The following is a 20,206-nucleotide window of genomic DNA, read 5'->3' as shown; positions in this document are numbered from 1 at the left end:
TGCCGGGATGCGCGATGCACTGGAGAAAGCGATCACCGAGACCTCGGCCGTGCTGCGGGGCGTCGAGCCAGACCAGCTGGGGCTGCCGACGCCGTGCCGGGACTGGGACGTCCGGACGCTCGCCAACCACCTGCTCCAGGTGGCCACCGCACTCGGCCTGGCCGGGCGGGGCGAGCCGATACCGGACGGCGTGTGGGGCCGCGAGCTGATCGCGGACGGGTGGGCGGACCGTTTCGGGTCCCTCGCCGTGCCCGCCACCACGTCCGACTGGGCCGGCGCGGCACCGGTGATCGCGGCGATGCTGGCCAGCGACGTCGTGCTGCACGGGTGGGACCTGGCGCGCGCGACCGGGCAGGAGTACCGCTGCGACCCGGCCGCGGCCGAGGTGGCGCACCGGTTCGTGGCGGAGACCGGGGAGCAGGGCCGCCGGATGGGCATCTACGCCGAGCCGGTGCCGGTGGCGGCGGACGCGCCGGTCCTGGACCGGGCGCTCGGGCTGAGCGGCCGGGACCCGGGCTGGGTCCCGGCCGCCGCCGGCTAGCCGATCGGCACTCTCGGGCTGACCCGTGAACGCGACCACGGCGTCGGCTACATGACGGCGTACTCGATGGCGGTGGCGGCGGTGGCGAGCAGCTGCGCGCCGCCGGACACGACGGCGACCAGCGCCGCCCCGGCCAGTGCGGTGGACGCGACGGCGATGCGGCGCAGGCGCAGGCGTGCGGACATGGATGACTCCTTCCGGAAGGGGCTGCCGACAGCGTAGAAGCCGCGGCCGCAACTGTCCTGAGTAATCCGGGTGCCCGGTTAGGCTGCCGGTGAAAGCCCAGGTGAGGAGCGTTACGGATGTTCGACCGCAGCCGACTGACCGCGTTGCTGGCCCGCGAGCGGGCCGCCTACGCCGACCGCCACCCGCGCTCCGCCGCCGCGTACGCACGGGCCGGCAACCTCTTCGGCCGGGTGCCGATGACGTGGATGAACAAGACCGCGGCCGGCTTCCCGATCCACCTCGCGACCGCACACGGGGCGCGGGTGACCGATGTGGACGGTCACGAGTACGTCGACTTCTGCCTCGGCGACACCGGTGCGATGGCCGGCCACGCGCCCCCGCCGGTGGTCGAGGCGGTCACCCGGCGGCTGGCCGAGCGGGGCGGCCTGGCCACGATGCTGCCCACCGAGGAGGCGGCCGAGGTAGGCGCCGAGCTGGCGCGGCGCTTCAGAGTTCCACAATGGAGTTTCACGTTGACCGCGACGGACGCCAACCGGTGGGCGATCCGGCTGCTGCGCGCGGTCACCGGCCGCCCCCGCGTGCTGGTCAACAGCTACTGCTACCACGGCTCGGTCGACGAGTCGCTCATCGTGGTCGGGCCGGACGGGCGGGCGCGCAGCCGCGAGGGCAACGTCGGCGCGCCGTACGACGTCACGCGGACCAGCCGCGTCGCCGAGTACAACGACCTCGACCGCCTGGAGCGGGAGCTGGCGCACGGCGACGTGGCGGCGGTGCTGATGGAGCCCGCGCTGACGAACATCGGCATCGTCCTGCCCGAACCCGGCTACCTCGCCGGCGTCCGCGAGCTGACCCGCCGGCACGGCACATACCTCGTCAACGACGAGACGCACACGTTCTCCGCCGGGCCGGGCGGGGCTACCGCCGCGTGGGGCCTCGAGCCCGACGCCGTCACGATCGGCAAGGCGATCGGTGGCGGCGTACCGATCGGCGCGTACGGCCTCACCGAGGAGCTCGCCGCCGCGCTGAGCGGCCGCTCAGACCTCGACCTCGTCGACATGGGCGGCGTCGGCGGCACGCTGGCCGGCAACCCGCTGTCCCTCACCGCCGCCCGCGCCACGCTGGGCGAGGTGCTGACCGACGAGGCGTTCGCCGGGATGGTCGAGGTGGCGACCGGGTTCGCCACCGGAGCCCGGAAGATCATCGAGGGGTACCGGCTGCCGTGGTCGGTGACCCAGCTCGGCGCCCGGGTGGAGTACCGCTTCGCCTCCCCCGCGCCCCGCACCGGCGGTGAGTCGGCGGCGGCCGCGGACGGCGAGCTGGAGGACTACCTGCACGCCTACCTGGCGAACCGGGGGATCCTGCTCACCCCGTTTCACAACATGGCGCTGGCCTGCCCGCGGACCACGCCGGCCGACGTGGCCAGCCACCACGAGGTCTTCGCCGCCGCGCTGGGTGAGCTGGTCGGCTAGTGCGCTGACCGCGACCTTCACCTGGTGAGCGGCGGCCTTCGGCCACCGCTCACCCCGGGCCGGCGAAGCCGGCCAACGCTTGTGGCCCACCGCGCTCAGAGCACGTGGGTGGCGCCCTCGGCGGCGACCCGCCGGTCCAGCCCGTCGCGGTCCAGGTTGGCGCAGAGCACGATGGACGCTCCCGCCGCCAGCGGCGCGAGCAGCCAGGTCACCGGCTCGACGTGCGCGCCCGCGTCGACGAGGACGCGGTCGCCGGCGCGCAGCCCGAGCGAGCCGGCGATCTCGGCGGCGATGCCGCCCCACTGCCGGTAGCTGGTGCCGTCCGGGCTGGCCGCGTCGGTGTGACGCACCCGCGGCGCCGGGCCGTCGCCGGGATGGCGGCGCACCTCGGAAACGTAGTCGAGGTATCCCGCCGGCACGTCGTCGAAGGCGAGGGCCGCGCCGCCGGGCGCCAGGCCGTGCACGTAGCGGTGCCGTGCCTCGGGCACCTGCTCCAGCCAGCTCCCCAGGCGCTGTCGGGAGACGAACATGGCGTCGAACGGCCCGTCCTCGCCGGGCCCGACCTGTGGAAGGCCCGCGGTCGCCCACGACCGGTACGACACGGTGACGCCCACCGACCAGGCGCCGAGCAGCACGGCCGCGGTCTCCCAGTGCGGCGGCAGCAGCACGGCCGCCCGGTCGCCGGCGACCAGACCGCACCCGTCGCGCAGCAGCCCGGCCGTGCGGGCGGCCCACTCCCCCAGCTCGACGGCGGTCAGCGTGGTGCGCTCGCCGGTGGCCCCGTCGCAGTAGGTGATCAGGGCCCTGCCGGTGTCCGGCTGTGCGGTCAGGCTGGTCGGCAGCATGCCCGCCAGCCTAGGCCCTGTCTCCCGGGTCGGCGGGACAAGCCCTTGGGCAGTCTTCGCGGACCTCCGCCATCCTGACGCAGCGTCACCAGCCCGGGGCCGGGACTCCTGTTGCTTTCCGGATCGCCGATCCGGGAACAGACATTGTGGACAAACGCTGACCAGCGGCGGACGGGTGAGGCCTGCTCCTCGTCGCCGCCGGCGCGTTCGTGCTGACCCGCGCCGGACGACGCCGAGCGGCGCCGGACGACGCCGAGCCGCGCCGCATCCCGCCGCCCGGCGCTGAGTGACGGCTCAGTCGAGCTCGGCCGCGCGGCCGATCAGCGTCGCCAGTTCGTCCACGGCCCGGTCGCCGGTGTCCTCACCGGCCCGGCGCGCCACCGGGAGGAGCGCGTCGAACGACACCGTGCCGGTGCCGCGCAGCACCTCGGCGAAATACCCGGCGGCGTAACACATCCGCAGCCGCGGACCGGCGGCGTCGAAGCGGGCTCCCAGATCGGCGACGGTCAGCGACTCGTACGCCTCGGACGCCTCCCGCGACCCCGGATCCAACCAGCGCGCCCGCACCTGCGCCACCCGCGCGCCGCCGTCCGCCTCACCGGTGAGCCGCACCTCGTAGAGCGCGGTCACGCTGTGGCCCGGCCCCACCTCGCCGCCGTCGACCGCGTCGTCACGGAAGTCCTCGTCGGCGACCGCGCGGTTCTCGTAGCCGATCAGCCGGTACGACCGCACCGCCTCGGGCTCGAACGTCACCTGCACCTTGGCGTCCAGCGCGCGCACCGCGAGCGTGGCGGGCAACCGGTCGACGAAGACCTGGCGGGCTTGCGCGCGTTCGCTGACGTACACCACGAATCCGTCGCCGCGGTCGGCCAGCCGCTCCATCAGCGCGTCGCCGTACTCGCTGCCCACACCGACGCCGAGCAACGCGATCTGCTTGCCGGCCTCCTCGCTCACCCGCCGCAGGATCGCGTCGGCGTCGGTGTCACCGGTGTTGGCCAGCCCGTCCGACAGCACGATCACCCGGTTGGTACGCCCCGGCCGGAAGCCTTCCCGGGCCACCCGGTATCCGAGCACCAGCCCCGCCTCGAGGTTGGTGCTGCTGCGCGTACGCAGCGCGTCGACCGCCCGGTGCAGGGCACGTGCGTCCGAAGCCGGCGTCATCTCGGTGACCACCTCCGCCTCACCGCTGAACGCCACGACCGCCACCGAGTCGGTCGGCCGCAGCTCGTCGATCAGCGTGTGCAGCGAGTCCTTCACCAGGTCGAGCCGGCCGGGCTCACCCATCGAACCGGAGACGTCGACCACGAACGTCAACGCCGCGTCCTCCCGCGTCTCCGAGTCCTCGCCGCGGGTCCGTAAGCCCACCCGCATCAGCCGCGTGTCCGAGCCCGCCTCGTGGAACTCGGGCATCCGCGCACCGTCCACGTGCACCGCGAAGCCGTCACCGCGCGGCTCCGGATAGTCCTGGTCGAACGCGTTGACGAACTCCTCCGGCCGCACCGCCCCGGCCTCCGGCTTACGCCCGTCGGTGATGAGCCGGCGCGCGTAGCCGTACGACGCGGTGTCCACGTCGATCGCGAACGTCGACTGTGGATCGTCGCCCACGGCCGTCTCACCGTCACCGCACGGCCCCGCGCTGGGGGGCCGCTGCCGCCCCTGCTGCGGCGCCTCGGCGCCACTGCCGCCATCGCCTCCCCCGCACGCCGAAACGCCCAGCACCGCGGCGACCCCCAGGACCATCGTGAACCGTCGAAGCGTGACCATCGTGCCCTCCCCGTACCGGCGACCTGATGGCCATTGGACGGATCAATCGGCGTGTGGGACGCTGCCGTGGCCAAGCCGAGACCCAAGCGTGAGCCTCGTGACCAGCTCGTGCGTAACCCGTGACCCGCATATGGTTGCGATGTACACCAAGCGCCGAAGACCTTTCTCCAAAACGGATCTGCCCCAAATCTCAGACTACGAAGGCGGGGACCCGGGCGGGAGGAGCTCGGCGGCGCGGTCGAGGAGGGCGCGGCGTTCCGGCTCGGCGTGGGTTTCGGCGGCGGCCCGGCGGAAGAGAGCGGCGGCGCGTTCCCGGTCGCCGGCGCGGGCTGTGAGGTCGGCCTCGGCGGCGACGGCGAGCGGGTATCCGTCCAGTGCGCCGCCCGCCCGTGCCTCGGCGAGCAGCGCGAGCCCGGCCGCCGGGCCGTACGCATAGCCGTGCGCCACCGCGCGGTTGAGCGCGACCACCGGCGAGGGTGATTGGCGGGCAAGGGCGTCGTACCAGGTGGCGATCGCGGACCAATCGGTGGCGTCGAACGTCGGGGCGGTGGCGTGGCAGGCGGCGATGCGGGCCTGGAGCGCGTACGGGCCGCCGTCGCCGGCGCGGGACAGCACGCCCAGTGCCTCGGTGATCGCGGCGTGGTCCCAGCGGGTGCGGTCCTGCCGGTCGAGCGGCACGAGGTCGCCGGCGCTGTCGCGGCGGGCGGCGCGGCGCGAGTGCTGGAGGAGGCAGAGGGCCAGCAGGCCGGCGATCTCGGGCTGACCGGGCATCAGGTCGTCGAGCAGGCGGGCCAGCCTGATCGCCTCGTCGGCGAACGCCGGTTCGCCGCCGCCGTCGTACCCGCGGGTGAACAGCAGGTACAGCACGGCCAGCACGCCGGGCAGCCGCTCGGCGAGGGCGGGGCCGGCCGGCACCGCGTACGGGATGCGGGCGTCCGCGATCTTCGTCTTGGCGCGGGTGAGGCGGCGGGTCATGGTCGACTCGGTGACCAGGAACGCGCGCGCGATGTCGGCCGTCGGTATCCCGCAGATGGTGCGCAGGGTGAGCGCCACGCGGGCGTCGAGCGCGAGCGCGGGGTGGCAGCAGGTGAAGATGAGCCGCAGCCGGTCGTCCACGACCTCCTCCTCCCCCGCCGGCGGCGCGGCGTCGGTGGGTGCGAGCGCGGCGAGCTCGCGCAGCTTGCGGCGTTCGACCGTGGCGCGGCGCAGCACGTCGGTGGCCCGGTTGCGGGCCACGGTCATGAGCCAGCCGGCCGGGTTGGCCGGCACGCCGCCGGCCGGCCAGCGCTGGAGCGCCTGCACGAGCGCCTCCTGCGCGCAGTCCTCCGCGAGCGTCCAGTCGCCGGTCACCCGGATCAGCGTCGCGACGATCTGCGCGTGGGACTCCCGGGCGGCGGCCGCGGCGGCCTCGACCACCGCGTCCGCCGCCACGTCCCGATCCCTCACCGCGGCGGCCTCGACCACCGCGTCCGCTTCCCCGTCCCGACCCGCGGCCGGGGCGGCCTCCACCGCCTCGGCCGCCCCCGTCGGGGTGCCGGCCGGGTCAGTCAACGACCGCGTACGGGCGCAGCTCGATCCGGCCGCCCCGCGCCATCGGGTGGGTCCGCGCGACCTCGATCGCCTCGTCCAGGTCGGCGCACTCCAGCAGGTCGTAGCCCACGATCACCTCTTTGGTCTCGGCGAACGGGCCGTCCGAAACCAGCAGCTCGCCGTTGCGCACCCGTACCGTGGTGGCGGAGGTGTCCGGCGCGAGCTGGTGGCCGTCGAGGCGCCGGCCGCTCGCGTCGTTTTCCGCCACCCAGGTGTAGATGTCCGGCTTGTCGGGGCTCTTGTCGGTGTCCGGCTCGGTGTCGGTGCAGACGAACATCATGTACTTCATCTCGGCACTCCCTCTCGTCTGGATCTCACCACCCTGACGAACGGCCGACGCGATACCGGACAGCCCGCGCCGAAAAATCTTGGCGCTACTCGGCCGGCGGCTCGAACAGCGGCCGCACCTCCACGCCGCCGTCGATGGTGGCCGGGTTGAGCTTGGCGATGGCGAGCGCGCTGTCGAGGTCGGGCGCCTCCAGGATGAAGAACCCGGCGACGACCTCCTTCGCCTCGATGAACGGCCCGTCGGTGACCACGTCGCCGCGGATCGAGGTGGCGGTGGTGCTCGCCTGGAGCGCGAAGCCGGTGTCCACGGTGCCGCCGAGCGCGGCGACCTGTGCGCCGTAGCCTTCGAGGCGCTCCATGTACTCGGCGGAGATGCTCATCGGGTCGGCGGGCGCGGGCGAGTAGATGAGGACGGCGTACTGGGGCATTTGTCTGCTCCTAGATCTCGTTCGTGTGTTCCTACGTCTCCCCGACGTGCGACCTCCGCCGGAATCGACAGCCACCCGAAAAAAGATCCTAGGCGCGGACCGGGGCACGGCCGGCGGGGAGGCCGGCCGTGCCCCTGGTGCCCCGAAGAAGCTAGCTGGTGCTGCCGGTGACGTTGCTCCCCGACTTGGTGACGTAGTAGGTGGCCGTCGTGCCGCTCCAGAAGTGGAACGTCAGCGTCACCCGCTGCCCGTCGTTGACCTCGGCGAAGAACTCGGGCTTGAGCGTGATCGTGTTGGCGCTGTAGTTCGGCGCGAACGTCACGTCGTACTCCTTGAACGAGGTCCAGTTGTGCGGGCCGGCGTTGCTGCCGTCCGCGTACTTGGCCTCCATCGTGGCGAGCTGGTCGCCGCGGAACTGCGCCGGCACGTTGAACGACCCGGTCTGCCCGGTGGCGTTGGACAGCACCGGCGGGTCGTACGTGATGACGTTGATCCGCCACGGCACGCCGGCCGAGAAGCGGGCCTGGATGGTCGCGTTCACCCCGTACGCCCGGGAGCCGACCAGCCGGGTGACCGCGGCCGGGGTGAGCGTGAGGGTGCTGCCGGAGACCGTGTAGTCGGTGCCGTTGGCCAGGTCGGTGCTGCCCTGCCGCAGCCCCTGGAACGACAGCCCGTTGAGGTTGAGCGTCAGGCTCTTGGCGGTGATCGCCCCGGTGCGCGGCACGTAGATCTGGTCGCTGGAGGCGGTGCCGGAGCGGGTGGTCCAGCTCGACTTGATCTGGTTGATCAGCTCCGGGTCGCTCCACTGGAACGAGGTGCGGCCGAAGTGCTGGCCGTTGTCCCACAGCTGGGTGGTGATCCGGCGGCTGCGCGCGTAGTGGCCGAAGAACTCGAAGAACTTCAGCTTCTCGCCCTGCTGGATCGTGCCGGTGTGCCGGTCGAAGCCGAGCAGGCCGTACTCGCCGACGATGACCGGGATGTTCCGGTTGACGAACGCGTTGAAGACGCGGTCGAACGCGCCGGTCAGATCGGCCTGCGCGGTGGCGTCGAAGCGGGTGCCGCCGGCCACGTTCACGCTGAACGGCCAGTACCCGTAGTAGTGCACGGTGGCGATCAGGTTGGGGTCGTTCGCGGCCTGGAACCAGGCCAGCGCCGGGTCGACCCGGGCCGCGTCGGCGCTGGTGTGCAGGGTCGGGATGACCAGCAGCCGGGTCGCGTTGCCACCGCCGGAGGCGCGCACGATGTTGCGGAACGAGGTGTTGAGCTCGTTGAGCAGCGAGATGCTCTGCGCCTCGTCGGACGCGCCGGTGAACTGCGGCTCGTTGACGCTCTCCAGCGTGAGCTTCGGCGACGCGTCGCGGAACGCGGCGGCAAGCTGGGTCCACAGCGCGTTGTAACGGGCGAGCACGTTGGTGCGGTCGGTGGGCATCGTGTTGATCCACTGCCACGAGTCGTGGTGCAGGTTGATCATCACGTAGAAGCCGTCGGCGAGGGCCCAGTTGACCACCTCGCGGATCCGGTTGAGCCAGGCCGCGTCGATCGTGTAGTTGGGCGCACCGCCGTGGTGGTTGCTCCACGTGACCGGGATGCGGATGCTGTTGAAGCCCTGCGCCCGGATGTTGTCCAGCAGCGCCTCGGTGACCCGCGGGTTGCCCCACGCGGTCTCGTCGGCGCCGACCGCGTCGAAGGAGTTGCCGAGGTTCCAGCCCGGCTGCATCGCGGCCACGGCGGCCATCGCGTTACCGGCCGGCGGCGGCGTGGTCGGCGAGGTGGTCGGTGGCCGGGTCGTCGGCGTCGAGGAGGTGGGGGGTGGGGTCGTGCCACCCACGCTCCCCGTGCAGGTGACCCCGTTGAGGGCGAACGACGTGGGCGCCGTGTTGGTGCCCGTCCAGGATCCGTTGAACCCGAACGACACGGTCGCGTTGGTGGCGAGCCCGCCGTTGTAGCTGACGTTGGTGGCGGTGACCTGGTCGCCGGAGGAGGTGACGTTGGCGTTCCACGCCTGGGTCACCCGCTGCCCGGCCGGGAAGGTCCAGACCAGGCTCCACGCGCTGATCGGGTCGCCGAGGTTGGTGATGCCCACGTTGGCGGTGAACCCGCCGGGCCACTGGCTGCCGGCCGTGTAGGTCACGCGGCAGCCGACGGCCGCCTGCGCGCTCGTGGCCATGATGATGCCGGTCGCGGCCACGAGTCCGGCGGTGGCCGCCGCGACGACTCCGTGCCGCCAACGTGTTCGCCTCATTGGGGTGCCCTCCTCTGTGTCCAGGCGCACGCGGATGCCGGGCGCCACCCGCGCGCGCCGTGAACACTAAGTTGGACGTCCAAACTTTGTCAATTGGCCGTCACCGATACGTGAGGTCCGAGCTGGAGTAGAAGCAGTTGGTGCTGTCCGCACCGGTGCCCACCTGGCTCGGTTCGTCGCCGCTGTTGTTGCCCTGGTACTTGCGGCAGATGACCATCGCGCGCGACGAGTCGTTGACGATGGTGATCCCGCTGAAGCGCGCGGTGTCGCCGTAGTTGACGTTGATGCCGGCGACGGTGTTTCCGGGCCGGGTCAGCGTCACGTTCCGGATGACCACGTGGCGCCCGTGCTGCGTGGAGCAGTTGCCGCAGGACCGGTAGAACGTGCCGAAGTTGGTGGCCTGGAAGTTCTGGATCGTCAGCGTGCCCGGTCCGTTGTGCTGGAAGACCTTGTCGCCGGCGCTCCGCGCGCCGCCGCCGTCGACGAGGAACTGCGGCGAGCCGCTGCCCCGGAACGTGGCCGCGTCCTCGCCCACGTCCTCCCACCACACGTTGCGCAGGGTGCACGCGCCGGCGCAGTGCACGCCGTCACCGGCCGGACCGCCGATGATCACGTTGGACAGGGTGGCACCGGCGGCGAGGCTGAACATCGGGTCCTGGCTCTCCTCCTGCCCGCCGTCACCGATGCAGCAGTAGCGGCGCATCCCGCCGTCCAGGCCGCTGGCCGGCACGTTGATGGTGCCGTTGACCGCGACCTGCCCGGTCGGCGTCGGCCAGCTGCCCGACGGCGGTGGCCCGGTCGTCGGCGTCCCGCCGCCCACGTTGATCAGCTGCCATTGCTGGTTCCACCCGTTGAGATCGGTGAACTGGGCGATCGGCGCCCCGTCGGCGGTGGACCACTCCCACAGGTCCAGGGCCTTGTTGCTGTGCCGGCTGATGAACCGCACGTACCCGCTGTCGGAGTCGACGAGCCGGAAGTGCTGGCGGGTGTTGTTGTTGTCGGTCATCTGCACCAGGCGGGCACCGTCGGTGGCGTTGGGGACCTCCAGCACCTTGCCGCTGTGCGCGGACCTGACCTTGTAGTAGCCGCTGCCCGCGTCGACGAAGCGCCACTGCTGGACGGCGAGGTTGTTGCGGGTGAACTGGGTGATCGGCGCGCCGTCGTTCGTGGCCCAGTTGTACAGGTCCATCGCCTTGCCGCTGTGCCGGTTGACGAACACGTAGTTGACGCTGGTGCTGACGGTCGCCGCCGACGCCGTGGTGACGCTGACGGTGGTGATCGCGCCGGCGGCGACGAGGGCGGTCGCGCCGGCGACGAGCGCGAGGCGACGCCCGCTGCCGGTGCGTCTCAGTTGGATCATCGCGTGGGCTCCTCTGTGGTAACGGTGAGCGAGATGGTGGACCAGTACTCCGGTAGACGCCCAAGGGCAAGAACAAACAACGAAAATCCTCGATCTGGGTACAGGAATACGCTTACCTAAGGAGTTATGCAAGAGATAGTTGAGCGTCTTTACTTACTAACCTCGTTGTGTCACCATCGTGCCGGCCGGATCGATCGGTAGTGAGCGGTGCAGCCATGACGCAGAGTGAGATCCAGGCCGCCCCCGACGTCACCGCGCTCGTGATCGGCGCGCAGGCCGGCGACCGCGACGCGCTCGACACGCTCATCGCGACCCATCTGCCGGTGATCTACAACGTCGTCGGCCGCGCGCTCGGCGGCCACGCGGACGTGGACGACCTCGTCCAGGACACCATGATCAAGGTGATCCGCGGCCTGCCCGGACTGCGCGAGCCGGACCGGTTCCGGGCCTGGGCGGTGACCATCGCGTACCGGCAGGTGCAGCGCCACCTGCGGGACCGCCGGCGCAGCCTGCTGCGGGTCCGGGACGTGCCCGGCGAGCTGCCCGACCCGCGCGCCGACCTCGCCGACGAGGCGGTCAGCGCGGTCACGCTCACCGGGCAGCGGCGGGAGCTGGCCCAGGCCGCCCGCTGGCTCGACGACGGCGACCGCCAGCTGCTCGCCCTCTGGTGGCAGGAGGCGGCCGGCGAGCTGACCCGCGCGGAGGTGGCGACCGCTCTGGCCGTCGACGCCAAGCATGCCGCGGTACGCCTCCAGCGCCTGCGCGAGCGGCTCGACGCGGCCCGGGGCGTGGTCCGGGCGCTCGGCGCCCGCCCGCGCTGCCCCGAGCTCGCCGGCCAGCTGCGCGGCTGGAACGGCGCCACCGCTCCGCTGTGGCGCAAGCGCCTGGTCCGGCACACCCGCGACTGCGCCCGCTGCGCCGGCCACCGCCACGGGCTGGTGCCGGTGGAGCGGCTGCTGCTCGGCGCCGCCCTCCCGGTGCCGGCGGCACTCGCCGCGGGTGTGCAGGCGGCGGCCGGCACGTCGTTTTCGGCCGGCCCGGGACTGCTCGGCTACCTCCAGAACAAGCTGCTGGTCGCCGCGACGGTGACGGCGGTGGCGGGCGGCGGCTTCACGTACGCGGTGCTGGAGACACCGCTGCCGGCCGTCGAAGAGCCGGCAACCGTCGCGACACGGGCCGCGCCGCCGCCGCCGGGCGAGGGACCGATCGTGGTGGCGCCCGACGGATCGGACCGTGGTGACGGGAGCCTGGCCCGGCCGTACGCCACGCTCGCCAAGGCGGTCGCCACCGTCCGACCCGGACAGACGATCGCGCTGCGCGGCGGCACGTACCGGCCGGCGCGGGGCACCGTCATCGAGACCGACGGCGAGCCGGGGCGCCGCATCACGCTGACCAACTACCGCGGCGAGCGCCCGGTCATCGACGCGAGCGCGATCCCGGCCGGCCAGTGGGCGGTCACCCACCACGGCGACTACTGGACCGTGCGCGGGCTGGAGATCAAAGGCTCGTCGAGCCACGCGTACGTCTGCCGCTCGTGCCGCGGCAACGTCTTCACCGGACTGTCCATCCACGACAACGTGCGCTCCGGGCTCACGCTGCGCGACGAGGGCACAGTGGACAACCAGGTGCTGGACAGCGACTTCTACCGCAACTACGACCCGAAGGACAAGGGCCGCTCGGGCGTGGGCCTGGCCGTCAAGTTCGGCGGCGGCACCGGCAACCTGGTCCGTGGCTGCCGCGCCTTCGACAACGCCGACAGCGGCTTCGACGTCGGGCACTTCGCCGACCCGGTGCGGCTGGAGCGCAACTGGGCGTACGGCAACGGCGTCAACCGGTGGAACGCGGCCGAGTGGCAGGCCAACGCCGACGGATTCCACCTCGGCGGCGGCAGCCCCGCCCCGCCCGCCGCGCACGAGCTGCGCGACAACGCCGCGTGGGACAACGTGGGGCACGGGTTCAGCGACGGCGGCAACCCGGGCGCGCTCCGGCTGGCGCACAACACCGCGTTCCGCAACGGCGACATCGGCTTCCACCTGCCCACCGCGGCGGCCGTGCTGACCGGCAACGCCGCCGCCGGCAACGGCACACCCACCGAGATCGGCGACGACGAGGCCCGGTCGGAGGGCAACACCTGGGACGGCGCGGCGGTCCGGTTCCGCTCCACCGACCCGGCCACGGCACAGGGAGGCCGGCGCCCGGACGGCTCCCTGCCGGCCACCCGCTTCCTGACCACCGACTCAGGCATTGGCGCGAAGACGGGCTAGTCCACAATGGAAGGAGCTTCGGCGATGAAAATCCTCATGACCGTCGCCCTGGTGGTCACAGGTGCGACCGCTACGGCAGAACCACCCTCCCTCGAACCGCGCCTCGTCGCGAGCGTCGACACCAGCGCGGGCGGCACCGGGGCGCGGCTGCTGATGGGCGACGTGAGCGGCGACGGGCGCCTCGACATCGTCACGATGCAGCCCACCTACTCGGCCGACGACCGGTTCATCGGCCGCCAGGTGCAGGCGCTGGCCGCGTTCGACGTCGAGGGCGGCCTGCTGTGGCAGGTCGGCACGCCGGACCCGCGGGTGACCAACAACGGCACCGACATCCCGGCCGAGATCTACGACCTCGACGGCGACGGCGACAACGAGGTGCTCGCCGTGATGGAGGGCGAGTTCCGGGTCTTCGACGGGCGGACCGGCGAGCTCACCCGCGCCTTCCCGGTGCCCGGCCCGAACGCGTGGGACACCATCGTCATCGCCAATACGCGCGGGCTGGACCGGCCGCGGGACATCGTGTTCAAGGACCGGTACGAGCAGGTGTGGGTCACCGACAGCGAGGGCGACCTGCTCTGGACGCACCGCGGCACGGTCGGCCACCGGCCGTACCCGCACGACTTCGACGACGACGGCCGGCAGGAGCTGCTGGCCGGGTACGACTTCGTGACACCCGACGGGGAGCTGGTCTGGACCGCGGACATGGCGGACCACCCCGACTCGATCGCGGTCGGCGACATCGACGGCGACGGGAGCGAGGACATCGTCTTCGGCGGCGCCGGGCTGGGCGGCGACAGCACCAACGCGTACCGGTCGGACGGCACCGTGCTGTGGAAGAACGTCGACGCGGTCGAGGCACAGCAGATCGGCCTCGGCGACTTCCGGCCCGACCTGCCCGGACTCGAGGTGGCCGGCCTCGACCGGGTCGACCGCACCGCGACCACCGGCAAGGACTCGCTCTACCTCGTCTCCGCCACCGGCGAGACGCTCTGGAAGGAGACGCGGAGCACGCTCGGCTGCTGGGGCACCGTGCTGGAGCCGCTGCACAACTGGGACGGCACCTACCGCGACCTGCTGCTCGCCTGGAACCGCGGCTGCGGCGAGGTGGCCGGCATCTGGGACGGCGCCGGCCAGCGGGTCGCGACGTTCGGAGTCGACGGCCGCATGGTGCGCGCGGACGTCTGCGGCGACGACCGCACCGAGGTGGTCGACTACGTGATGGGCGACCGCGCGTACCTGTACGCGAGCGACGTCTGCGACCTCGCCGCGAAGGTGACCGGCCGCCCGCTGCCGCAGGCGAAGAAGCACTACAACTACAGCCGGTACACCGCCGAGGAGATCCCCACCGACCACGCCAAGGGGCGGCGCTGGACGGCGGCGCCGGCCGGCTGGCGGGTGGACCTCGGCCGGCTGCGCGAGCTGACCGGCGTGCGGGTCGCGTTCGCCACCCGCCGGCACGCGGCCGAGTACCGCGTGGAGACCTCTGTGGACGGTCGCAGGTGGACGGTGGCGGCCCGGGACACGACCGACACGGCGGGCCTCGGCCGGGTGGAGTTCACCGGGCTCGGCCGGCACGTGCGGGTGGCCGTGGACCGGTGCGCCGGCCCGGCCCGCCTGACCGCCGCGTCCGTCCTGGGCACCCGCTAGAGCGGCCACGGCGGACATTGCGGTAGCTCGCATCCGGTTCGAACAAGGGCCGGCGGCCGAGGCACCCGCTAGACGAGGTCCTTGCCGAAGGAGCGGACGTCCGGCTCGTCCTTGTAGAAGCCGAAGTCGGCGATCCGGCTGTACCCCGCGGTGAGGTACAGCTGGATCGCCTCGGGCTGGCGGCCGCCGGTCTCCAGCACGATCCGGCTCCGTCCGGACGCGCGGGCGGACCGCTCGACCTCGGCGAGCACCGCCCGCGCGATCCCCCGCCCACGGGCCGCCGGCGCGGTGTACATCCGCTTGACCTCGGCGGTCGTGCCGTCCGTGCCGTGGCCGCGCCACGCGCCGGACGCCACCGGCTCGCCGTCGAGGTAGGCGACGAGGAACGCGCCGTGTGGCGGGTCGAAGTCGGTCGGGTCGATCGGGGTCGCGTCGCCGTCGCCGTCGTCGTACCGTTCGCGCAGGTCGGCCAGCGCCGCCGCGACCAACGCCTGGGCGTCCGGGTCGAGGTAGCCGACGGGCCTGATGTCGATCTTCTCCACCGGCCCATCCTGCCTGGTCGCATGCTCGGTTCCGGTACCGGGAATGGTGTCGGGTACGTCATACACCGGCCCGCCGTCGCTCCCCGCGCGGACGGTGGGTGCGGCCGTGCACCCGCGGCCGGTCAGGCGTCGAGCACCGCCGCGAGCGCGCGCCGCAGGCGGCCGCGCCAGCCGCCGCCCATGAGGCGGCGGGCGAGCTGCTGGGTCGGGTCGTCCGGGTCGAAGCCGCTGTGCTCCAGCAGCACCCGGGTGCCGCTGCCCTCGGCGGCCAGCGTCCACGACACCTCGGTACGCGCCGCGTCCGCGTGGGCGGCGTCGGCCCAGCTGATCCGCAGCCGGCGCGGCGGGGTCACCTCCAGCACCTCGCAGGCGATCACGCCGGAGAACCCGGTCGCGCCGACCGGCCGGGCCCGGAACGTGAACCGGTGCCCCGGCTCGGGCCGGAAGTCGTTGGGCATCAGCCACTGCGCCATCAGCTCGGGCGTGGTCAGCGCCCGCCACACCTTGGCCGGCGGATGCGGAAGGAACTGGTCGACCCGGATCGCCTTCAGGTCCTCAGTCATCGCGCCTTGCCCACCCCGCTCCGTCGCTCGGCGCTCGTCCGCCGTCGTGCTCGAGGTCCGTAGCCTCGCGACTCTCGCTCATCCGGTCGACGACGTCGCCGAGTGCGGCCAGCCGGTCGCGCCAGAAGCGCTCGTACGGGCTCAGCCAGTCGACCAGGCCGGCGAGGGGCGTGGCGGTGACCCGGTAGATCCGCCGCCGGCCCACCGCCCGCTCCTCCACCAGCCCGGCCTCGCGCAGCGCCCGCAGGTGCTCCGACACGCTCGGCCGGCTCATCTCGAACAGGCGGGCCAGGTCGCCCGCGCTCCGGTCGCCGTCGAGCAGCGCGTCGAGGATGTCCCGGCGCGTCGGGTTGGCCAGCGCACCGAAGAGCTGGTCGAGCGGGCTTTCCTTGACGCGTCGCGGCACCGGGCCAGCATCTCACCCGTGGAGGACGTACCCGTTGCCGTCCGGGTCCGCGAACGTCGCCTGGCGCCCCCACGGCGTGTCGCTCGGGCCGTCGACGTCGACCCCGGCCGCCCGCAGCCGGGCCACGTCGGCGTCCACGTCCGAGCTGGCCAGCATGGTCCCCTGGCCGGTGCCGGCGGTCGCCCCCGGGAAGGGTTTGTGGAGCACCAGCGCCGTGCCGGTCGCCGGGCCGACCTCGAGCCACCGGTTGGGGCCGAAGCTCTGGTCGGTCTTCACCTCGAAGCCGAGCACGTCGACGTAGAAGTCGCGGGCCTTGTCCTGGTCGGAAACGAAAACGGTCATCGTTCGCACGCTGTCGATCATCATGCCGGAGACGATACGTAGGAGATTTCCTACGCGTCAACCCCGTCGCGCGGGGTACACGTTCCCTATGAAGCTGGATGCCGCGGGTGCCCTCCTCGAGGCCGACGTGGCCGTGCCCCCGGAGCCCCGGGGTTTGGTGCTCTTCGCACATGGCACCGGCAGCTCGCGGCTAAGCCCGCGCAACCGCCTGGTCGCCACCCAGCTCGGCGCCGCGAGCTTCGCGACGGTGCTGACCGACCTGCTCACGCCCGAGGAGGAAGACAGGCGGTTCGACGTCGACCTCCTCGCCGGCCGGCTGACCGGCATCCTGGACCGGCTCGCCGAGCTGCCCGAGGTACGCGCGCTGCCGGTCGGCCTCTTCGGCGCCAGCACCGGCGCCGCCGCCGCGCTGCTGGCCGCCGCCGCCCGGCCGCAACGGGTACGCGCCGTGGTCTCCCGGGGTGGCCGCCCCGACCTGGCCGGCGCGCACCTGGCCGGGGTGACCGCGCCGACGCTGCTGGTCGTCGGCGAGCGGGACGCCGAGGTGATCGCGCTCAACCGCGCGGCGGCCGCCCAGCTCACCGGCGAGTGGGCGCTGCGGATCGTGGCCGGCGCGGGCCACCTCTTCGAGGAGCCCGGCGCGCTGGAAGAGGTGGCGAACGCCGCACGCGCGTGGTTCGGCGTCCACCTCGGCCGCGGCCGGGACGACGCGGGACCGGAAGGCGTCGTCATGGAGGGCGGCGGCCATGCGTGAGGCGAGGTTCGCCGATCGCGACCAGGCCGGCCGGGCGCTGGCCGAGGCGGTCGCCGCCGAGGCACCCGAGCTGGTCGGGCGGGACACGCTGGTGCTGGGCCTGCCCCGCGGCGGCGTACCCGTGGCCCGGCATATCGCGGAGGTGCTCGGCGGCGAGCTCGACGTGCTCGTCGCGCGCAAGATCGGCCTGCCCGGACAGCCCGAGCTCGGCATCGGCGCGGTCACCGCCGGCGGCCCGCCGGTCTTCGACCACGACGCGCTGCACCATTTCGGCCTCGACCCGGAACGCCTCGCGCCGGCGGTCGAGCGGGAGCGGGCCGAAGCCGAGCGGCGGCTGCGCCGGTACCGCGGCGACCGCCCGCCGCCCCGGGTACGCGACCGCGTGGTCTTGGTCGTCGACGACGGCCTCGCCACCGGCGTCACCGCGCGGGCCGCGCTGCGGGCGGTGCGGGCCGGCGGGCCGGCGCGGCTCGACTTCGCCGCACCGGTCTGCGCCGCCGACGCCGCGTCGGTGGTGGCCGGGGAGGAGGCGGACGGCGTCTTCTGCCTGCTGCGGCCGGTGGACCTCACCGCGGTCGGCGCCTGGTACCTGGACTTCGCCCAGCTGACTGACGCCGACGTGGAGAAGGCCCTGGTCAGCCCTGCGTAGACAGGAACCCGACGGCCGTCGCGGTCCACCAGCCGGCCTGCGACAGAAGCGCGGCCAGCCCGCCGGCGGCCAGCACCGTCCACGGTGGACGCGACTCGGTGTACGCGGCGAGCCGGTGCTGGAGCCGCCCGACGCAGAGCCCGTTGAGCGCGACGGCCAGGACGGCGGCGAGCTTCACCCGGGTCAGCGTGGCGTCGGTGTCGGGGCCGAGCAGCGCACCGCTCGCGACGAGGCCGGCGAGCCCGAGCCAGACCAGAAGGTGGGCGTTGTGGGTGGTGCGCAGCAACGTCGGCAGGTCCAGCCGGCGCAGCATCCACTGTAGACCGAGCCAGTCCATGGCGAGCACCGCGCCGAAGCCCACGACGAGCGCGGCGAGGTGGCAGAAGAGGGCGAGGCGGTGCACTTCGGCGCTCACCTCGATGTGCGGGGCGGTCCAGACGACCGCCACCCAGACGACCGTGATGGCGGCGGCCGCGCGCAGGAAGATCGGCCGCGCCCGGCCGAGCGTCACTCCGGCGTGCCGGGGTGTGTAGGGCTGGTCCTCGGGCGGAGCGGGGGTGGCTGTGGACATGCGCGCCTCCGGCGGCGACCGCGCCACTCCACGAGGCGGAGCGGCAACCTGGATTTGTGGGTGCCCAGATGTCGCCCGTTCCCGCCCCGCCAGCCTAGACATATAGATGACGGTAAATCAAGGTTGTTGAGCGGTTGACTAGCTCTACTCGCGCAGGAAGCCCAGCAGGGCCGGGTTCACCTCCTCCGGGTGGGTCCAGCCGATGTTGTGCGGGCCGCCCTCGACCGGCACCAGGCGGAGGTCTTTGACCAGACCGGGCAGTCGCCGCGCGGTGTTCGGGTACGGCAGGATCCGGTCCTCGGTGCCGTGCACGACGAGCACCGGCACGTCGATCTTCGGCAGGTCGTCCCGGAAGTCGGTCAGCCAGGTGTCGACGCACGCGTACGACGCGTACGGCGAGCCGTCGGCGGCCACGTTGAAGCTGGCCTGCCACGCCTGCGGGCTGATCCGTTTCGCGTCCAGCTTGTCGGTGTTGTAGAAGTCGTCGAGGAATGCCTTGAAGTAGGCGTACCGGTCGGCGAGGACCGCCTTCTTGATGCCGTCGAAGACCTTCCCGTCGACACCGTCCGGGTTGTCGCCGGTCTTGAGCAGAAACGGTGGGATCGCGCCCAGCAGCGCCGCCTTGCGCACCCGCGCCGAGCCGTACGTGCCCAGGTAGCGGGTCACCTCGCCGGTGCCCATCGAGAAGCCGACCAGCACGGTGTCGGTGAGGTCGAGGTGCTCCATCAGCGCATGGAGGTCGCCGGCGAACGTGTCGTAGTCGTGGCCGAGCGTGGGTCGGCTCGACTCGCCCCAGCCCCGCCGGTCGTAGGCGATGACCCGGTAGCCGGCCCCCAGCAGCTCGCGGTGCTGCCGCTCCCACGAGCGCCCGTTCAACGGGTACCCGTGGATCAGCACCACCGGCTGCCCCTGACCGTGGTCCTCGTAGTAGATCTCGATGTCGGCGCCGTTCTCGGTGCCGACCTTCAGTCGTGACATGACGGTCCTGCCCTTTCCTCGTAACGGCCTCCGCCCATCGTGCGTGCGGGCCCGTCCCGATTTCCGGCGTTCGACCGCCTTTCGGATTCTCCTGCGCGCCTTGCCGGCGGGACGCGATACTGCGCGCGGCGTCGCGTCCCGCCCGCGGGCCTCAGAGCCGCGCGTCGAGGGTGGCCAGGCGGCCGGTGGTGACCCGCACGTTCGGGTACACCGCGTCGGGACGCACGTCGTCGGCGAGCGTGCCGGTCGGGAGCAGCACCTCGTCGAGCAGGGTGGTGCCTCCGGCGGTGACCCCCACCGGGTCGGCGGTCCGTTCGGTGCGCTCGCCGGTCGCCCACTGCACCTGGCCACCGGACTGGTACATCACCTTGTACGTGCCGGGCCACACCATCCTGAACCACGTGCCGTCCGCGGCGGTGGCCTCCAGCGGCCACGTCCATGTAGTGCGCCGTCGCTCGATCGGCTATGCGTTGGCGTTACGGCCCCGTCTTCTCGATCGCGTTTACGGCACCGTCATCTCGATCGCGTTACGGCACCGTCTTCTCGATCGCCGCGGGCCCCTCCTCGGCCAGCCGCCGCCGCGCGTCCTCGACGTTCTCCGGCGTGGGATCCTTCCCCTCCGCGACCACCAGATCCTCCGGCTCCCACGGCTGCTCAGCCCCGGTCCGCACCCGCTCCTCCGGCGCCCGCCCATCCCTACTCTCGGTCATACGTTGCCCCTTACCCCCGCGCGCCCGCTCCACTCCCGCACGGACAGATCGTGGTACATCACCGCGG

22 protein-coding genes are annotated in these 20,206 nt (G+C 72.8%); 6 read left to right on the top strand and 16 right to left on the bottom strand.

The window, feature by feature from the left end; all coding sequences use genetic code 11:
• The first annotated feature begins 7 nt into the window (after positions 1 to 7).
• Positions 8 to 541: a TIGR03086 family metal-binding protein gene (locus AC5L36_RS26435; RefSeq protein WP_441221397.1), complete on the top strand. Its 534-nt coding sequence runs from the start codon at positions 8 to 10 to the stop codon at positions 539 to 541.
• A gap of 47 nt (positions 542 to 588) precedes the next feature.
• Here the strand turns inward: AC5L36_RS26435 and AC5L36_RS26430 are convergent, their stop codons facing one another.
• A complete protein-coding gene (locus tag AC5L36_RS26430) occupies positions 589 to 726 on the bottom strand; it encodes a hypothetical protein (protein WP_441221395.1) in 138 nt (45 codons plus the stop codon).
• 117 nt (positions 727 to 843) lie between these two features.
• Between AC5L36_RS26430 and AC5L36_RS26425 the strand changes: the two genes are divergently transcribed.
• A complete protein-coding gene (locus AC5L36_RS26425; protein WP_441221393.1) occupies positions 844 to 2,196 on the top strand; it encodes a transaminase in 1,353 nt (450 codons plus the stop codon).
• 95 nt (positions 2,197 to 2,291) lie between these two features.
• Here AC5L36_RS26425 and AC5L36_RS26420 read toward each other — a convergent pair whose 3' ends face one another.
• From AC5L36_RS26420 to AC5L36_RS26390, 7 genes are all read right to left on the bottom strand, one after another.
• Complete coding sequence (locus AC5L36_RS26420) at positions 2,292 to 3,041, bottom strand: TIGR03089 family protein (RefSeq protein WP_441221391.1); 750 nt, start codon at positions 3,039 to 3,041, stop codon at positions 2,292 to 2,294.
• Between the two features lie 294 nt (positions 3,042 to 3,335).
• On the bottom strand, positions 3,336 to 4,805 hold the full coding sequence (locus tag AC5L36_RS26415; RefSeq protein ID WP_441221390.1) for a vWA domain-containing protein: 1,470 nt from the start codon (positions 4,803 to 4,805) through the stop codon (positions 3,336 to 3,338).
• A 195-nt stretch (positions 4,806 to 5,000) separates the two neighbouring features.
• Positions 5,001 to 6,251: an RNA polymerase sigma factor gene (locus AC5L36_RS26410; RefSeq protein ID WP_441221440.1), complete on the bottom strand. Its 1,251-nt coding sequence runs from the start codon at positions 6,249 to 6,251 to the stop codon at positions 5,001 to 5,003.
• Between the two features lie 97 nt (positions 6,252 to 6,348).
• Positions 6,349 to 6,684 (bottom strand): YciI family protein, encoded by a 336-nt coding sequence (locus AC5L36_RS26405; RefSeq protein ID WP_441221388.1) that lies wholly within the window; start codon positions 6,682 to 6,684, stop codon positions 6,349 to 6,351.
• 85 nt (positions 6,685 to 6,769) lie between these two features.
• Complete coding sequence (locus AC5L36_RS26400; protein WP_441221386.1) at positions 6,770 to 7,111, bottom strand: YciI family protein; 342 nt, start codon at positions 7,109 to 7,111, stop codon at positions 6,770 to 6,772.
• Positions 7,112 to 7,262: 151 nt separating this feature from the next.
• A complete protein-coding gene (locus AC5L36_RS26395) occupies positions 7,263 to 9,353 on the bottom strand; it encodes a cellulase family glycosylhydrolase (protein ID WP_441221384.1) in 2,091 nt (696 codons plus the stop codon).
• Positions 9,354 to 9,453: 100 nt separating this feature from the next.
• The gene (locus AC5L36_RS26390) at positions 9,454 to 10,713 is read right to left on the bottom strand and encodes a pectate lyase (protein ID WP_441221382.1); all 1,260 of its coding nucleotides are present in this window, start codon (positions 10,711 to 10,713) and stop codon (positions 9,454 to 9,456) included.
• 215 nt (positions 10,714 to 10,928) lie between these two features.
• On the opposite strand from AC5L36_RS26390, the gene AC5L36_RS26385 reads away from it, so the two are divergent.
• Both AC5L36_RS26385 and AC5L36_RS26380 read left to right on the top strand, forming a co-directional pair.
• Entirely contained in the window at positions 10,929 to 12,977 is a 2,049-nt protein-coding gene (locus tag AC5L36_RS26385) for a sigma-70 family RNA polymerase sigma factor (RefSeq protein ID WP_441221380.1), read from the top strand.
• Positions 12,978 to 13,001: 24 nt separating this feature from the next.
• Entirely contained in the window at positions 13,002 to 14,624 is a 1,623-nt protein-coding gene (locus AC5L36_RS26380; RefSeq protein ID WP_441221378.1) for a galactose-binding domain-containing protein, read from the top strand.
• 68 nt (positions 14,625 to 14,692) lie between these two features.
• Here AC5L36_RS26380 and AC5L36_RS26375 read toward each other — a convergent pair whose 3' ends face one another.
• From AC5L36_RS26375 to AC5L36_RS26360, 4 genes are all read right to left on the bottom strand, one after another.
• Positions 14,693 to 15,166 carry a GNAT family N-acetyltransferase gene (locus AC5L36_RS26375; protein WP_441221376.1) on the bottom strand — a complete coding sequence of 158 codons (474 nt, stop codon included), beginning with the start codon at positions 15,164 to 15,166 and terminating at the stop codon, positions 14,693 to 14,695.
• A gap of 122 nt (positions 15,167 to 15,288) precedes the next feature.
• Positions 15,289 to 15,729, bottom strand: a complete 441-nt coding sequence (locus tag AC5L36_RS26370) for an SRPBCC family protein (RefSeq protein ID WP_441221374.1) — start codon at positions 15,727 to 15,729, stop codon at positions 15,289 to 15,291.
• On the bottom strand, positions 15,722 to 16,135 hold the full coding sequence (locus tag AC5L36_RS26365) for an ArsR/SmtB family transcription factor (RefSeq protein ID WP_441221372.1): 414 nt from the start codon (positions 16,133 to 16,135) through the stop codon (positions 15,722 to 15,724). Before AC5L36_RS26365 ends, AC5L36_RS26370 begins: the two co-directional genes overlap by 8 nt.
• A gap of 12 nt (positions 16,136 to 16,147) precedes the next feature.
• Positions 16,148 to 16,477, bottom strand: a complete 330-nt coding sequence (locus tag AC5L36_RS26360; protein WP_441221371.1) for a glyoxalase superfamily protein — start codon at positions 16,475 to 16,477, stop codon at positions 16,148 to 16,150.
• Positions 16,478 to 16,565: 88 nt separating this feature from the next.
• Between AC5L36_RS26360 and AC5L36_RS26355 the strand changes: the two genes are divergently transcribed.
• Together AC5L36_RS26355 and AC5L36_RS26350 are read left to right on the top strand one after the other, a co-directional pair.
• Positions 16,566 to 17,231 carry a dienelactone hydrolase family protein gene (locus tag AC5L36_RS26355; RefSeq protein WP_441221369.1) on the top strand — a complete coding sequence of 222 codons (666 nt, stop codon included), beginning with the start codon at positions 16,566 to 16,568 and terminating at the stop codon, positions 17,229 to 17,231.
• A complete protein-coding gene (locus AC5L36_RS26350) occupies positions 17,224 to 17,880 on the top strand; it encodes a phosphoribosyltransferase family protein (RefSeq protein WP_441221367.1) in 657 nt (218 codons plus the stop codon). The genes AC5L36_RS26355 and AC5L36_RS26350 overlap by 8 nt, the downstream gene beginning before the upstream one ends.
• Here AC5L36_RS26350 and AC5L36_RS26345 read toward each other — a convergent pair.
• The 4 genes from AC5L36_RS26345 to AC5L36_RS26330 all read right to left on the bottom strand — a co-directional run bounded on the left by AC5L36_RS26345 (position 17,867) and on the right by AC5L36_RS26330 (position 20,139).
• Positions 17,867 to 18,451, bottom strand: coding sequence for a hypothetical protein (locus AC5L36_RS26345; protein WP_441221365.1), 585 nt, complete (start codon positions 18,449 to 18,451; stop codon positions 17,867 to 17,869). The two genes, AC5L36_RS26350 and AC5L36_RS26345, sit on opposite strands and share 14 nt — an antisense overlap.
• A gap of 144 nt (positions 18,452 to 18,595) precedes the next feature.
• Positions 18,596 to 19,429 carry an alpha/beta fold hydrolase gene (locus AC5L36_RS26340; protein WP_441221364.1) on the bottom strand — a complete coding sequence of 278 codons (834 nt, stop codon included), beginning with the start codon at positions 19,427 to 19,429 and terminating at the stop codon, positions 18,596 to 18,598.
• Positions 19,430 to 19,580: 151 nt separating this feature from the next.
• Positions 19,581 to 19,820 (bottom strand): hypothetical protein, encoded by a 240-nt coding sequence (locus AC5L36_RS26335; protein WP_441221362.1) that lies wholly within the window; start codon positions 19,818 to 19,820, stop codon positions 19,581 to 19,583.
• Positions 19,821 to 19,956: 136 nt separating this feature from the next.
• The gene (locus tag AC5L36_RS26330; RefSeq protein ID WP_441221446.1) at positions 19,957 to 20,139 is read right to left on the bottom strand and encodes a hypothetical protein; all 183 of its coding nucleotides are present in this window, start codon (positions 20,137 to 20,139) and stop codon (positions 19,957 to 19,959) included.
• Positions 20,140 to 20,206: the final 67 nt, after the last annotated feature.

The sequence above is a fragment of the Phytohabitans sp. LZ39 genome (assembly GCF_059359075.1).
The sequence above is the reverse complement of the archived record's forward strand: the minus strand, read 5'-3'. Positions and strand labels throughout refer to the sequence as shown.

What these genes read in the sequence shown, in the direction of transcription:
- AC5L36_RS26370 (WP_441221374.1), bottom strand. Translation starts at nt 15,729, where the DNA reads ATGACTGAGGACCTGAAGGCGATCCGGGTCGACCAGTTCCTTCCGCAT.
- AC5L36_RS26345 (WP_441221365.1), bottom strand. Translation starts at nt 18,451, where the DNA reads ATGTCCACAGCCACCCCCGCTCCGCCCGAGGACCAGCCCTACACACCC.
- AC5L36_RS26395 (WP_441221384.1), bottom strand. Translation starts at nt 9,353, where the DNA reads ATGAGGCGAACACGTTGGCGGCACGGAGTCGTCGCGGCGGCCACCGCC.
- AC5L36_RS26435 (WP_441221397.1), top strand. Translation starts at nt 8, where the DNA reads ATGCGCGATGCACTGGAGAAAGCGATCACCGAGACCTCGGCCGTGCTG.
- AC5L36_RS26360 (WP_441221371.1), bottom strand. Translation starts at nt 16,477, where the DNA reads ATGACCGTTTTCGTTTCCGACCAGGACAAGGCCCGCGACTTCTACGTC.
- AC5L36_RS26330 (WP_441221446.1), bottom strand. Translation starts at nt 20,139, where the DNA reads ATGACCGAGAGTAGGGATGGGCGGGCGCCGGAGGAGCGGGTGCGGACC.
- AC5L36_RS26335 (WP_441221362.1), bottom strand. Translation starts at nt 19,820, where the DNA reads ATGGTGTGGCCCGGCACGTACAAGGTGATGTACCAGTCCGGTGGCCAG.
- AC5L36_RS26355 (WP_441221369.1), top strand. Translation starts at nt 16,566, where the DNA reads ATGAAGCTGGATGCCGCGGGTGCCCTCCTCGAGGCCGACGTGGCCGTG.
- AC5L36_RS26350 (WP_441221367.1), top strand. Translation starts at nt 17,224, where the DNA reads ATGCGTGAGGCGAGGTTCGCCGATCGCGACCAGGCCGGCCGGGCGCTG.
- AC5L36_RS26385 (WP_441221380.1), top strand. Translation starts at nt 10,929, where the DNA reads ATGACGCAGAGTGAGATCCAGGCCGCCCCCGACGTCACCGCGCTCGTG.
- AC5L36_RS26390 (WP_441221382.1), bottom strand. Translation starts at nt 10,713, where the DNA reads ATGATCCAACTGAGACGCACCGGCAGCGGGCGTCGCCTCGCGCTCGTC.
- AC5L36_RS26400 (WP_441221386.1), bottom strand. Translation starts at nt 7,111, where the DNA reads ATGCCCCAGTACGCCGTCCTCATCTACTCGCCCGCGCCCGCCGACCCG.
- AC5L36_RS26380 (WP_441221378.1), top strand. Translation starts at nt 13,002, where the DNA reads ATGAAAATCCTCATGACCGTCGCCCTGGTGGTCACAGGTGCGACCGCT.
- AC5L36_RS26425 (WP_441221393.1), top strand. Translation starts at nt 844, where the DNA reads ATGTTCGACCGCAGCCGACTGACCGCGTTGCTGGCCCGCGAGCGGGCC.
- AC5L36_RS26405 (WP_441221388.1), bottom strand. Translation starts at nt 6,684, where the DNA reads ATGAAGTACATGATGTTCGTCTGCACCGACACCGAGCCGGACACCGAC.
- AC5L36_RS26420 (WP_441221391.1), bottom strand. Translation starts at nt 3,041, where the DNA reads ATGCTGCCGACCAGCCTGACCGCACAGCCGGACACCGGCAGGGCCCTG.
- AC5L36_RS26430 (WP_441221395.1), bottom strand. Translation starts at nt 726, where the DNA reads ATGTCCGCACGCCTGCGCCTGCGCCGCATCGCCGTCGCGTCCACCGCA.
- AC5L36_RS26415 (WP_441221390.1), bottom strand. Translation starts at nt 4,805, where the DNA reads ATGGTCACGCTTCGACGGTTCACGATGGTCCTGGGGGTCGCCGCGGTG.
- AC5L36_RS26340 (WP_441221364.1), bottom strand. Translation starts at nt 19,429, where the DNA reads ATGTCACGACTGAAGGTCGGCACCGAGAACGGCGCCGACATCGAGATC.